General features: G+C 42.7%; 12 protein-coding genes. 5 read left to right on the top strand and 7 right to left on the bottom strand.

The window, feature by feature from the left end; all coding sequences use genetic code 11:
* The first annotated feature begins 18 nt into the window (after positions 1 to 18).
* From carB to CCS02_RS14750, 4 genes are all read left to right on the top strand, one after another.
* Positions 19 to 3,234 (top strand): carbamoyl-phosphate synthase large subunit, encoded by a 3,216-nt coding sequence (carB, locus tag CCS02_RS14765; protein ID WP_100636979.1) that lies wholly within the window; start codon positions 19 to 21, stop codon positions 3,232 to 3,234.
* Positions 3,234 to 3,710, top strand: coding sequence for a transcription elongation factor GreA (gene greA / locus CCS02_RS14760; protein ID WP_072842347.1), 477 nt, complete (start codon positions 3,234 to 3,236; stop codon positions 3,708 to 3,710). Before carB ends, greA begins: the two co-directional genes overlap by 1 nt.
* A gap of 310 nt (positions 3,711 to 4,020) precedes the next feature.
* Complete coding sequence (locus CCS02_RS14755; RefSeq protein ID WP_100186770.1) at positions 4,021 to 5,913, top strand: methyl-accepting chemotaxis protein; 1,893 nt, start codon at positions 4,021 to 4,023, stop codon at positions 5,911 to 5,913.
* A 228-nt stretch (positions 5,914 to 6,141) separates the two neighbouring features.
* A complete protein-coding gene (locus CCS02_RS14750) occupies positions 6,142 to 7,155 on the top strand; it encodes a lipoate--protein ligase (RefSeq protein WP_100636978.1) in 1,014 nt (337 codons plus the stop codon).
* Positions 7,156 to 7,309: 154 nt separating this feature from the next.
* Here CCS02_RS14750 and CCS02_RS14745 read toward each other — a convergent pair whose 3' ends face one another.
* The 6 genes from CCS02_RS14745 to CCS02_RS14720 form a co-directional block, all read right to left on the bottom strand.
* Entirely contained in the window at positions 7,310 to 7,939 is a 630-nt protein-coding gene (locus CCS02_RS14745; protein WP_198515390.1) for a DUF1349 domain-containing protein, read from the bottom strand.
* Positions 7,940 to 7,995: 56 nt separating this feature from the next.
* Positions 7,996 to 8,142 carry a hypothetical protein gene (locus tag CCS02_RS14740; RefSeq protein ID WP_198515389.1) on the bottom strand — a complete coding sequence of 49 codons (147 nt, stop codon included), beginning with the start codon at positions 8,140 to 8,142 and terminating at the stop codon, positions 7,996 to 7,998.
* A complete protein-coding gene (locus CCS02_RS14735) occupies positions 8,139 to 8,354 on the bottom strand; it encodes an addiction module protein (RefSeq protein ID WP_100636976.1) in 216 nt (71 codons plus the stop codon). Before CCS02_RS14735 ends, CCS02_RS14740 begins: the two co-directional genes overlap by 4 nt.
* Positions 8,355 to 8,623: 269 nt before the next feature.
* On the bottom strand, positions 8,624 to 9,124 hold the full coding sequence (locus CCS02_RS14730) for a hypothetical protein (RefSeq protein ID WP_100636975.1): 501 nt from the start codon (positions 9,122 to 9,124) through the stop codon (positions 8,624 to 8,626).
* Positions 9,114 to 9,437, bottom strand: coding sequence for an STAS-like domain-containing protein (locus CCS02_RS14725; protein WP_198515388.1), 324 nt, complete (start codon positions 9,435 to 9,437; stop codon positions 9,114 to 9,116). Before CCS02_RS14725 ends, CCS02_RS14730 begins: the two co-directional genes overlap by 11 nt.
* Positions 9,434 to 10,579: a hypothetical protein gene (locus CCS02_RS14720; protein ID WP_100636974.1), complete on the bottom strand. Its 1,146-nt coding sequence runs from the start codon at positions 10,577 to 10,579 to the stop codon at positions 9,434 to 9,436. Before CCS02_RS14720 ends, CCS02_RS14725 begins: the two co-directional genes overlap by 4 nt.
* Positions 10,580 to 11,084: 505 nt before the next feature.
* Between CCS02_RS14720 and CCS02_RS14715 the strand changes: the two genes are divergently transcribed.
* Positions 11,085 to 11,306, top strand: coding sequence for a type II toxin-antitoxin system Phd/YefM family antitoxin (locus CCS02_RS14715; RefSeq protein WP_100636973.1), 222 nt, complete (start codon positions 11,085 to 11,087; stop codon positions 11,304 to 11,306).
* Between the two features lie 386 nt (positions 11,307 to 11,692).
* Here the strand turns inward: CCS02_RS14715 and pgi are convergent, their stop codons facing one another.
* Positions 11,693 to 13,339, bottom strand: coding sequence for a glucose-6-phosphate isomerase (gene pgi, locus CCS02_RS14710; RefSeq protein ID WP_100636972.1), 1,647 nt, complete (start codon positions 13,337 to 13,339; stop codon positions 11,693 to 11,695).
* Between the last annotated feature and the right edge of the window lie 14 nt (positions 13,340 to 13,353).

The raw sequence follows: 13,353 nt of genomic DNA, 5'->3' as shown, positions 1-13,353 counted from the left end.
GGAGCGGAGCGAAATATTATGCCAAAACGTACTGACATAAAAAGCGTCTTAATTTTAGGTGCAGGCCCTATTGTTATCGGTCAGGCTTGTGAGTTTGACTATTCTGGTGCGCAAGCGTGTAAAGCGCTGCGTGAAGAAGGTATTCGCGTTATTCTGGTGAACTCAAACCCAGCGACCATCATGACAGATCCATCGATGGCGGATGCGACTTACATCGAGCCAGTTGAATGGAAAACCGTAGAAAAAATTATTGAAAAAGAGCGTCCAGATGCGGTTCTACCGACGATGGGCGGTCAAACTGCATTGAACTGTGCGTTGGATCTTGAGCGTCACGGTGTGCTAGAAAAATATAATGTTGAGATGATCGGTGCGACAGCTGATGCTATCGACAAAGCGGAAGATCGTAGCCGTTTTGATAAAGCGATGCGTGCGATTGGTCTTGAGTGTCCACGTGCGGGTATTGCCCACAACATGGAAGAAGCGCTTAAAGTTCAAGCTGAAGTAGGCTTCCCTTGTATCATTCGTCCTTCCTTCACCATGGGTGGCACCGGTGGTGGTATCGCGTACAACATGGAAGAGTTCGACGAAATCTGTACTCGTGGTTTGGATTTGTCTCCAACCAACGAATTGCTAATCGATGAATCTTTGATCGGTTGGAAAGAGTACGAAATGGAAGTTGTCCGCGACAAAAAAGACAACTGCATCATCGTTTGTGCGATTGAAAACTTCGACGCAATGGGTGTTCACACTGGTGACTCCATTACTGTCGCGCCAGCACAAACCTTGACGGATAAAGAATATCAAATCATGCGTAACGCTTCTTTGGCGGTATTACGTGAGATCGGCGTAGAAACGGGTGGTTCCAACGTACAGTTCGGTATGGATCCTCTAACAGGTCGTCTTGTGGTTATCGAGATGAACCCTCGTGTATCTCGTTCGTCTGCTTTGGCATCGAAAGCGACAGGTTTCCCAATTGCAAAAATCGCAGCAAAATTGGCGATTGGTTACACCCTTGATGAGTTGCAAAACGACATCACTGGTGGCCAAACTCCAGCGAGCTTCGAGCCAGCAATTGACTACGTTGTAACTAAGATTCCTCGTTTCACGTTCGAAAAATTCCCAACAGCGAATGATCGTCTAACCACGCAAATGAAGTCGGTTGGTGAAGTTATGGCGATTGGCCGTACTTTCCAAGAGTCTTTGCAAAAAGCATTGCGCGGCTTAGAAGTTGGTTCTGATGGCTTCAATCCTCAGTTGGATTTTGCTGAAGAAAACAGCAAAGAGAAATTGGCTTACGAGCTTCAATCTCCTGGTTCTGACCGTATTTGGTACATCGGTGATGCCTTCCGTTCTGGTATGACAGTCGACGAAGTTTACGAAGCAACAGGTGTTGATCATTGGTTCTTGGTGCAAATCGAAGACTTGATCAAAGAAGAAGCAGCGTTGGCAGACAAAGGTCTGATAGACATGACTTACGACGTAATTCGTCGTTTGAAGCGTAAAGGCTTTTCTGATGCGCGTCTTGCTAGCTTGTTAAGTGTGACTGAAAAGTCTATGCGTGAGCGTCGTTACTTAATGAACGTTCATCCAGTTTACAAGCGTGTTGATACCTGTGCAGCAGAATTTGCCACTAATACAGCGTATATGTACTCAACGTACGAAGACGAGTGTGAAGCGGCGCCAACGGATCGTGAAAAAATCATCATCCTTGGTGGTGGCCCGAACCGCATCGGTCAAGGTATCGAGTTTGACTACTGCTGTGTACACGCAGCGTTAGGTCTACGTGAAGACGGTTACGAAACCATTATGGTGAACTGTAACCCTGAAACTGTATCTACTGATTACGACACATCTGACCGTTTGTACTTCGAGCCAGTAACGCTTGAAGACGTGTTAGAAATCGTTCGTAAAGAAAAACCAAAAGGCGTAATCGTTCAATTCGGTGGTCAAACACCACTGAAAATTGCTCGTGCTTTGCAAAACGAAGGTGTGCCAATCATTGGTACAACACCTGAGTCTATTGACCGTGCAGAAGATCGTGAGCGCTTCCAAAGCATGATCCAACGTTTGGGTTACAAGCAGCCTCACAACGCGACAGTGCGTAGTGTTGATCAAGCTGCAGCGAAAGCCGCACTTATCGGCTACCCACTTGTGGTGCGTCCATCCTATGTATTGGGTGGCCGTGCGATGGAAATCGTTTATAACGAAAAAGAATTGATGCGTTACATGACCAGCGCGGTGAAAGTGTCTAACGACAGCCCTGTTCTGCTAGACCACTTCTTGAATGCAGCGATTGAGATTGATATCGACTGTATCTGCGATGGCCATCAAGTGGTTATCGGCGGCATCATGCAACATATCGAACAAGCGGGCGTTCACTCAGGTGACTCAGCATGTTCTTTGCCACCATATTCTTTGTCTAAAGAAGTGCAAGACGACATTCGTGAGATGATCAAAAACATGGCGCTAGAACTTGGCGTTGTCGGTTTGATGAACACTCAGCTTGCGATTCAGGATGGCGAAATCTACGTAATTGAGGTTAACCCTCGTGCATCACGTACTGTGCCTTTCGTTTCTAAGTGTATCGGTCGTTCTTTGGCGCAAGTTGCTGCATTGGTTATGTCAGGTAAAACACTGGAAGAGCTTGGTTTCACCAAAGAAATCATTCCTTCTTACTACAGCGTGAAAGAAGCCGTTTTCCCATTCAACAAGTTCCAGGGTGTCGATCCGATTCTTGGGCCTGAAATGAAATCTACGGGCGAAGTGATGGGCGTGGGTGATACCTTCGCTGAAGCGTTTGGTAAAGCGGTTCTTGGTGGCGGTACTGAATTGCCTACATCAGGTCGTGCTTTTATCAGTGTTCGCGATATGGACAAAGAAGGTGCAGTAGACGTTGCTCGCCGCTTGGCTGAACTAGGATTTGACCTTGTCGGTACCGAAGGCACAGCTAAATACCTAACTGAGCGCGGCGTTGAAGTTCGCAAAGTGAATAAGGTGAATGAAGGTCGTCCTCATATCGTTGATATGATGAAAAATGGCGAAATTGATTACATCATCAACACTACGTCTGGTACGCAAGCGATTGCAGATTCTTCTGTTATTCGTCGTACAGCTTTACAGCGCAAGGTTTGTTACACTACGACATTGGCTGGTGCTGAAGCAACGAGTATGGCGATTAGCCTAACAGGTGAAACGAAAGTTAGAAGACTGCAAGATTTGCACTTGGGGAAATAATGAAAAAAGTACCAATGACAGTAGAAGGTGAAGCTCGTCTTCGAGAAGAGCTAAATCACTTGAAAACTGTCGTCCGTCCTCGCGTGATTGCGGATATCGCAACCGCGCGTGAGCATGGCGACTTAAAAGAAAACGCAGAGTATCACGCCGCTCGTGAAGAACAGGGATTTGCTGAAGGTCGAATTAAAGAGATCGAAGGTAAACTTGCAGATTCACAAGTGATTGACGTTAAATCTTTGCCTGTATCGTCTAAAGTAATTTTCGGCACGACAGTAACACTGTTTAATGTAGATACCGAAGAAACGGTTACTTATAAGATTGTCGGCGATGATGAAGCGGATGTGAAAGTGAAGAAAATTTCTTACGCTTCACCTATCGCGAAAGCCATTATTGGGAAAGAGGAAGGTGACGAAGTTGCCATTCAAGTTCCTAGTGGTGAAGTTGTTTACGAAATCGAGAAAGTCGAATACCTATAATAGGTATTAAAGGCTTGCTTCTAAAAACCACGATGTGAAAGCATCGTGGTTTTTTTATGGCTTGAATTTATAGGTTGGTCGTAATCATTTGGACACAAAGCTTGGCTATTATTTCACAATAATTAACTAAGTTGTTTTGACTTCGGTTTATTTCTTAACCTATGATGAATTTTGGTGCCTATTGGGCGATAGTACTAGTTGATGTTTTATATAAGGTAATTTTCATTTCTCTTAAAAATTAAAATAAATATAATTGGCACATGTGCAAGCATGTTGTTTTGATCCTTGATTTAATCGATGGGTTGGTATTATGAAAAATTTCTCATTACGTAAAAAAATTCTTATCATTACTGTTATTTGTTTCTTTGTATTTTTTGTTGCTTTAGTTATTCAGAGTGTTACTACATTACAAAAGAATATTGAGTCAGCACTGGAAGAGGAAGTTGATCTAGTATCCGAAGTATTTAGTGATAACGTTGGGAACTGGCTGAAAGATAGACAAAATGCGGTAAGCAAGCTTGCCAAGACAATTTCAGAATACCCCGACATTCAACCCTATATATTGTTAGATCAAGTCAGAGAGGGCTTAGGCTTCTCGATTACTTACTATGGTAACGAAAAGGGGGAAATGTACCGTAATGACCCTAACTTAAACCCACCTAATTATGACCCAAGAGTGCGCAGTTGGTATAAGGGTGCAAAAGAGGCTAATGGTCGATTCTTGGCTTCGCCATTTGTTTCCGCTAGTACCAATGAATACGTTGTCACATTATCCGAAGCAGTAAAAAAAGATGGCCAGTTTATCGGTGCTATTGGCGCCAACCTTACCTTGGAACAACTCACGGTATTTGTTAATAAACTCAAAGTGCCTGGTGACGGTTATGCCATAGTGGTTGATAAAAGTGACCAAATAGTTGCGCATCCGGATTCAAAACTACAAAGTAAAAAAGCCTCAGAACTAAATGAAAATTTTGCAGGTACTCTTTTAGAAAAAATTGTTGCTAAACGTACGCTTCAAGATATGTCATTAGACGGCCGTGACCGTCTTATTTATGTGACAGCTATCCCTAATTCAAATTGGTCTCTTATTTTAGTAATGGATAAAGAGACATTATTTGCTCCAGTACGCAGTCAGCTTATAAGCCAAGTTATCATCAGCTTTATTATCTTGGCTGTTATTTTGATTATCATGTCTTTGTTATTGAAAATGATGTTGAAAAATCTCAGTGCTATTACTAAAAACTTAGATGAAATTGCTAATGGTAATGGTGATTTAACGATTCGTTTAGAGGTTAAAAGTGGCGATGAGATTGGTCAATTGGCAACGAGTTTCAATCGGTTTGTCGGACAACTGCATGGCATCATTAGCCGGTTGAGTGATACGTCTAAGGACTTGTTGTCTGAAGCAAGTGGTGTATCGAAAGTTTCAGATCAGCAAAACGATAGGTTGCAGCGCCATCAAAGTGAAATTCACATGGTAGCGACTGCCGTGACTGAGATGGCGGCAGCTACCCAAGAAATATCGTCTAATGCAGAGCAAACTGCTTATTCGGCAAGAAGCTGTGTCACCGTAAGTGAAAAAGGTCGCAAAGAAGTTGAGAAAAGTCAGCGTTCGACAGAAACCTTAGCCGAAGAAGTAGGTCGAGCAAGCCAAATAATTAGCGATTTAAATAAGCATGTACAGAGTATCAACTCTATTCTATCAACCATTAGCGGCATATCTGAGCAAACCAATCTACTTGCACTAAACGCAGCGATTGAGGCTGCTCGGGCAGGTGAACAAGGTCGTGGTTTTGCTGTGGTAGCTGATGAGGTAAGGGTTTTGTCGCAACGTACTCATAGCTCAACTCAAGAAATTCAAGGCATGATAGAGTCTTTGCAAGCTGCTGCAGAAAGCGCTGTTAAAGCAACTGATAAAGGTAAGGAGATGGCTAACCAGAGCGTTTCTGATGCAGAGGAAGCAAACTTAAGTTTAGGTCAGATTCTTGAGTCCATTAATCAAATCAATGATATGGCAGCACAAATAGCGACTGCTGCTGAAGAACAATCTTCCGTTACACTCGAAATTAGCCGCAATACTGAAACCATTCGAGGTGTTGGTGATGAGATGTCGGAAGCAAGTAAACTTGCCGCCGAACAAGCTAAAAAACTGCATGACTTGGGACGACAAATAAACCAAGAAGTCGCTAAATTTAGACTTTAAAAGTACTCATTTTTAAACACTTATTTAAAAGCGTTAATTTAAAAAGGGGAATCACTCACAGTGATTCCCCTTTTTATTATTTACCTTTTTTTATCGGGTATTTATTCAAAGAATAACTCTTCATCCTTAGTTCTGTTGTCTTTGTTGCTAACGAAGTCGTTGTAAGTAAGAACAGATGTTATTAACATCGGGTGCACTGATTTACAGTTACTTAAACGAGAAAGTGCCATGGCTAGCCGAATTCTACTATCCCATTCCAATGATCCTCACTTCAACCTCGCGGTGGAAGATTGTATTTTTCGCTCCATGCCAGCAGATCAGCGAGTGTTGTTCCTATGGTGTAATGCGGACACCGTGGTGATTGGCCGCTCTCAGAATCCTTGGAAAGAATGCAATATCAACAAGATGGAGCAAGATAAAATTCACCTTGCTCGTCGCCAAAGTGGTGGCGGAGCGGTCTTTCATGATTTGGGCAATACTAACTTCACCTTCATGGCGGGCAAGCCTGAGTACAACAAAGAAGTCTCCACCGATATTGTTTTGCAAGGCTTGAAGAAGCTAGGTATTGAAGGTTACGCCAATGGCCGAAATGACTTAGTGGTGGGCGAAGGTGAAGAGATGCGTAAATTCTCAGGCTCCGCCTACAAAGAAACCAAAGATCGTGGCTTTCATCATGGTACTTTATTGTTACATGCGGATTTAAGTCGCTTAGCCAATTACCTAAACCCAGATCTGAAAAAGCTCCAGTCTAAAGGCATCACCTCCGTACGTTCACGAGTCAGCAATCTAAATAGCTTGTATCAGACTATTGATCACCAGCTTGTATGTGACGCCATTGTTGAAGCGTTTTGTGAATACTTTGGCGAAGTACCTGTCATAGAGGAAATTTCCCCTGAAACCTTGCCTGACTTGCCCGGCTTTGTTGAAAAATTCGCCCAGCAACAAAGCTGGGATTGGAACTTTGGCAAATCACCGCAATTTACCCACACGTTAGACGAACGCTTCAAATGGGGCGGCGTAGAGATTCATCTAGACCTGAGCAACGCGCAAATTACCGCCGCGCAAACTTTCACCGACAGCCTATTCCCAGATCCAATTGAGCTGCTTGCAGAAAAACTCGTCGGCGTGACTTACCGACCAGACGCCATTGCGGCATGTATCGACTCGGTTATTGAGAATTTTCCAGATCATAAAAACGACTTAGAAGAGATGAAAGCGTGGTTGGTTAAGGCGGTTTCTTAGGGACTTTTGAAATTGTGACAATACTCTCCGGTAGGTCGTGGCTTTAGCCCGACAGGTTGCAAAGCGCCTATACAAACGTGAGCCGAATATCGGCTCACGTGATGAAAGACAGTTGGCAACATCCTGATTCTCTAAGCTTTATCTTTGACGTTGTTTAGGCGGAGTGAGCTAGCCACTTACAAGGCTCTAAACTCATATCGGTGAACGTAGCGGTAAAAGATGAATTCTGAGGGCTGCACGCATACACACCGAATTTCACCGATTTCTCTGCGGGTTGTGGCGGGTTGCATTTGCCCATCTCGACAGTCGTTTCACCAAGCTGGTGCAAATGAAATACGCGCATTTGATTGAAAACGATACCATCAAATGATGACTCAATCAGGAAATCAGCTCCTCGACGGCTTAAGCGATACCAGATTTCTTTTGGTAAGGGAATATCTGAGGTGGCCCAGTCTGAGTAGCCAGAATTCGTTACGACACTTCCTAGTCTTGAAAATGCTTCGTTTTCGTATTCAATGGAAGCTTTGAACCAATTCTCACTATCGAGGTAGATAATAAGACCACATTGATCAAATTGAGTGTGGTAAGTGAAATTGGCTTTGGCGGTAAAGGTGAAATTTTCTTCAGACTCGATCTGTAATGCGGGAGCATTGTCATTACGAAAGCCATAGTAACTGCGTTGCCAGAGATCTGTGTTTGGCTCAGTTGTTATAGAGACTGAGTCTGTGTTCACTTCACTAAATTTTGGCTCAAAAATCCATTTACCATTGGTGAAATCGACCATTTTAATTCTCTACGCTCCTTCTTGAATTTGTCTTGTTACTAATACTGACCGTGAATTTATTGCTCTGGTGGTTTTTGTATTCGTTCTATCGACGACTCTAGCTCAGCAATGAACCTTAACCCTAGGCCTTTATAAATGCCGTCATAGTATTTGAAGGCATCATCGAGTTCCCTTTCGGCTATGTCTAAAAATTCTACATTCATTTATATTTTCTTAGCACTTCAGACAAGGGCTTAGAGGTTAGCTGCTTTTTTTCATATGCTTCAATGCGAGCATCTGACTCCTGCCCCCAAATAGCATTTAGCTCAGCATTCGGTGTATCTAAGCTTTCAAGTAGCTTTTCGGCAAGTTCTACACGTTCGTTCATTGAGAGTGACAATGCATCTTCAACAATGCTTCTGTTTACATGAGTCATTTTATGTCCTCCTCGATTAAGTGAAAGAATAGCACTGAAAAGATGGTATTTGTATCTTGATAATTTCCGCCGGCGACTAAATAAAATCCTTGAGCCGAATAATGGGTTTATTCGGCTCAAAATAGCTTTGACTACTCTAAAGTTATTGCAAACTATGAGTTGGTTGAAAAAGAATACTTGTATTAGCTAGAAGTGGGTATCTGGTCTTATTGTCTTTGAAGGTGTAAAGTTTTGGTGGTATAAATAATCTATTGAATTAGCTTAAATTATTACTTAAATATATTAAAAAAACTAATAACATGGGCCTCGCTAAGGGCTTCAATTATGTCGTTTTGAGAAGCAGATATCTGACGGCTAGACTCTGTCAAAAACTCTGATTTTCTTCTCTGGTCATTTGTTGCAATTCTTCTAATGATAGATGCTTCTTTTTGATGAAATGTTGGTTTTACATTTTTTAAAAACTTAGACGCGCGTTTGCAAATAACATTTATTTTTTCTAGATGTATTATTATTTGCTGTTCTCTTACTGCATCAGCAATTTGTTCTTCAGGGGTTGTTTTGTTTGCTAAAACACTTTCAAAAAATATTTGATTTATTTCATCAAAGGTATTCTGCAACTCATTTATTATCGAGTGAAGTCTGCTTTGTCGCTCGCGTAATGATGCATAGCTATGGGTCAAATAGGGTATAACTAGAAACCCTATTAATGGTATAGCGTATGGCGCCACTATTGCTATGGTGAAGAAGTTCCCAAGAGGCTCATTTGGCATTCAATGCATCCTGCATATATCCTCTTATCTCATCAACTAGAGTTGGGTCGTTTTCAGACTTTATGTGCCCCATTAGGAAGCTTACATCATCTGCTCGTAAATTATGTTCTCTGATTAGTCCACCAAACGCCTCTTCTAAAAAAGAAGATCCATAACCCACAGCACCGTCTAGATCGACGATAAGTTGTTTGTCTTTTTCTAAGCTAGGCCATAAAAATTCATCTCTGAACTCTTCTCCGCTACCCTTACCTAATTTCTTATAGCGAGGGCCTGGGAACCTAGTATACTGAGTTACTTTTATTTCGATCATCATTGTTTCTCTCCAGTTAGAGGTATTGACCAACCAACTACTGTTCCGTCTATTGCATGCCTTCTTTCTTTCTTAGATGATGCCTTTTTGGATTTAATTCCATAGCTGTAACGACCTTTCCTTGAAATTATCGTCATTTCTGCACCTTCGTTATCATTTACGATGCGCCTTAGATCTGCCCCACCTTTACCTCTATAGTCTAGCTTTGTTCGTGTCTCTTTGACTAGTGTTGCTGCATGGATCATATTGGCATGATTCTTTTTTGACACATTTTTATGCTTATTTGTACTATCTTCACGACTTATTATATCAAAAAGCTTATTTAATATGTTTTTGTTTTTTGTCGTTTGCGTGTGTCCGAGTGTATAGGGGATCCCATGTCCAAGATCACAGACAATAACATACAGCTCATTGTCATAAACAGCAGATAAAAACCAATATTTTTGTAGTGATAGGTCTGCATCGCTTTTTATGTTTGACGAGTATGCGTGATCAGCAGCGTTACTGATGGCTTCACTCAAGCCTCGATATACTTTGTCTTCTATTTTGTCATGATTTTCTAGAGTATAGTCGAGAATTTCCATGACACCTTCCATGTCAACCTTGTCGCTGCTGAATATGTTCCAGCATTTTACGCTTGGACCTTCTTTTAGTCTGCCAAGGCTGAGTCCTAATAGCTTATATATTCCTAATCTGTTTAGCACTTCATCTAATGTTGATTTTATTTTCTCAGGTTTGCTGGTGTGTTTGGGGCGTTGGATGCTGAACTTTACATTTGGGTAGCGCATTGTCAGTCTACTGAGTTGAGCGTATAAGTAAACTGCAGCAGCTGCTTCGGTGCCATATGATTGCTCAAAACAGACCATGACTTTGGTTGTATCTGGGTTCTTAGAGGCTTCTTTTACAGAAGATTTTAGTTCATTAATAAAGTGAATGGTTTTAACTGCATCTTTATCATTGTATATGTTTATTCTTCTAGGAGCTGTTACTTTTATGATTCGTGATTTCGCGTGGCGCAGGCCTGTAGACCATGGGCTTTTTCTGTTTGGTGCACTTTTTTTGTCTATATGCTTTCGTTTGAGCTGAAGCCTTAGTCTAGAAGATATTTTTCTGGCAAATTTATTTTTGACTAGCTTTGTTGTCATGATCATCCTTGTATATTATTTCTTACACTTTAATAACTTATTTGATATTTCTATTTTTAATAAAATTTCATCTGAATTTATGTGCAGGTTGAGACTTTTCACTCAGTATTATTGGCGTCATCTGAATCTATTGTTATTGTGGTATCAATTTTTGAGTGTTATTTATGTCGTTCGATGTGACGACCATAAATATAGTGTTTCATCAATAGCATGCAACCTCAGGGGCTTAAGTTTAATCTTTTTGTAGATATTGTATTGGATTTTCCAGGATAAGGCTTATTCTATTAATCATTTTTCAATGACCAGATAAGAAAAAGCCAAGCGACGTTTCGATGAGGTAGGCGGTAGTTTCGAAGAGAAACGCCGCTTGGCTCGGTGTTATGTGAGTTCCTGTCGGGTCGAAGCCGCCGCGACCTACAATAATGCCCGTTTCTCAGGCGGTTGTTGATTTGTTTTTGGTGTTTGACTACATTCGATTGGGTTTGATTAATAGTAGGTGTTGAGTATGGATACGATGGATTGTGAAGCAGCGCAAGCCAATTTAGCGAAAATAATGAAGAAGGTTTGTGATGATCACGCGCCAGTTATTGTTACGCATAAAAGTGGTAAGTCGGTTGTGATGATGTCATTGGCGGATTATCAGTCTATGCAAGAAACGACCTATTTGCTGAGTTCACGAGCTAATGCTAAAGCACTGCTTGACTCTATAGATGAGTTAGAGACATAAGAAAGCCAAGTGATGTTTTGATGAGGTAGGCGGCCTTACCTAGAATTGAAAAGTGAAGAGAAACGCCGCTTGGCTTGGTGTCATGTGCCAAAGTCTGTGTCGGGCTGATGATGGTGTCATGTAGAGAGGTTGTCGGCCTGAAGCCACGACTTGCATGAAAGCTTCGCTTTCTTCGGCACATTACGCTGCGCTTATGATGCCCTACGATTTGGTGTCATGAGCCAAATTCTGTGTCGGGCTGAAACCGCGACTTACATGAAAGCTTCGCTTTCTTCGGCACATTACGCTGTCGCTTATGATGCCCTACGATTTGTTTATTGGTACTAAGAAAACAAAAACACCAGCCGAGGCTGGTGTTTTTAGTTCAACTGCAGAAAGTTTAGCGGTTAAGCCTGAGCTTTCTTGAACGCTTTGATCAGTGCTTGAGTAGAAGCATCTAGTGCGCTGTTGTCGCTGTCGCTAACAAGGCGGTTGTAGATGTCTGTTCCCAATACTTTGCCTAGCTCTACGCCCCATTGGTCGAATGAGTTGATGCCCCAAATCGTGCCTTGTACAAAAGTACGGTGCTCGTAGAGGGCGATCAAGGCACCAATGGTCGCTGGTGTCATTTTATCCGTTAGTAGAGTATTGCTTGGGCGGTTGCCAGGAATCACTTTGTGTGGCGCGATAGTGGCTATCTGCTCGTCTGTCGCACCTGAATCACGAAGTTCTTGCTGCGCTTGTTCAAGTGTTTTACCAACCATCAAAGCTTGTGACTGACTTAAGCAGTTAGCAAACAATTGTGCGTGATGTTCGCCAATTGGGTTGTGAGACGCCAATGGGACGATAAAGTCCACAGGCACAAGACGTGTGCCTTGATGCAATAACTGGTGGTAAGCGTGTTGGCCGTTGGTGCCAGCGCCACCCCAGATGATTGGGCCTGTGTCTGTTTCTACACCATCGCCATTCAATAGCGTCGATTTACCGTTACTTTCCATGTCTAGCTGCTGGATGTGAGCAGGCATGGCGCGTAGGTAATGATCGTAAGGAATTAAGGCGTGAGTTTGTGCGTTGTGGAAGTTGATGTACCACACGCCAAGTGCGGCCATGATAACCGGTAGGTTCTCTTCAAACGGTGCTGTGCGGAAGTGCTCGTCCATTTGGTGAGCACCGTCTAGCAATTCGTAGAAGTTGTCCATGCCAACGGCAATAGCAACTGGCAAGCCAATTGCCGACCAAAGAGAGTAACGTCCGCCAACCCAGTCCCACATAGGGAAGATGTTTTCTTCCGCCATGCCGAAGTCCACAGCTTTTTTCACGTTGGAGCTAACAGCAGCAAAGTGCTTGCTAACGTCACTTTGTGAGCCGCCATTGCTTAGGAACCAATCGCGCGCCGCGTTAGCGTTAGATAAGGTTTCTAAGGTACCGAAGGTTTTAGACGAGATAACAAAAATGGTGGTTTCAGGGTTCACTAGCTTCAGTTTGCCAGTGATGTCTGAGCCATCGATGTTCGCCACAAAATGTACTTTAATGCCGTCTTTTTCGTATGGCGTTAAGGCTTCAGCGACAACTTTAGGGCCAAGGTAAGAGCCGCCGATACCGATAGAAATGACATCGGTAATGCGTTTGCCTGTGTAGCCTTTCCATTCACCGCTGTGTAGCTGTGCAACAAATTTTTCCATTTGCTTAAGAGTGCTGCGAACTTCTTCTAGTACGTTAACGCCGTCGACCATTAGTGAGTCTTGCGCTTGGCTAGCACGTAGGGCGATGTGCAATACAGAGCGATCTTCGGTGTTGTTGATGTGCGCACCGCTGAACATGCCTTTAATTGCTTTTTCTAAGCCCGCTTCTTTTACTAAGTCTGTTAGTAGTCCAAGAGTTTTTTCATCGGCGCGGTTTTTTGCGTAATCCAATGTCCAGCCAGCCGCTTGTGTGGTGTATTTTTCGGCACGTTTTGGATCTGCTGCAAACAAGGACTTCATGTTAACAGATGCCATTTCTTGTTTGTGCTCTGTTAATTTCTGCCAAGCTGTCAATTCTGTGGGTGAGCCCATTACAATCTCCCTAG

The organism is Marinomonas sp. ef1, assembly GCF_002806845.1.
GTDB lineage: Bacteria > Pseudomonadota > Gammaproteobacteria > Pseudomonadales > Marinomonadaceae > Marinomonas > Marinomonas polaris.
The sequence above is the reverse complement of the archived record's forward strand: the minus strand, read 5'-3'. Positions and strand labels throughout refer to the sequence as shown.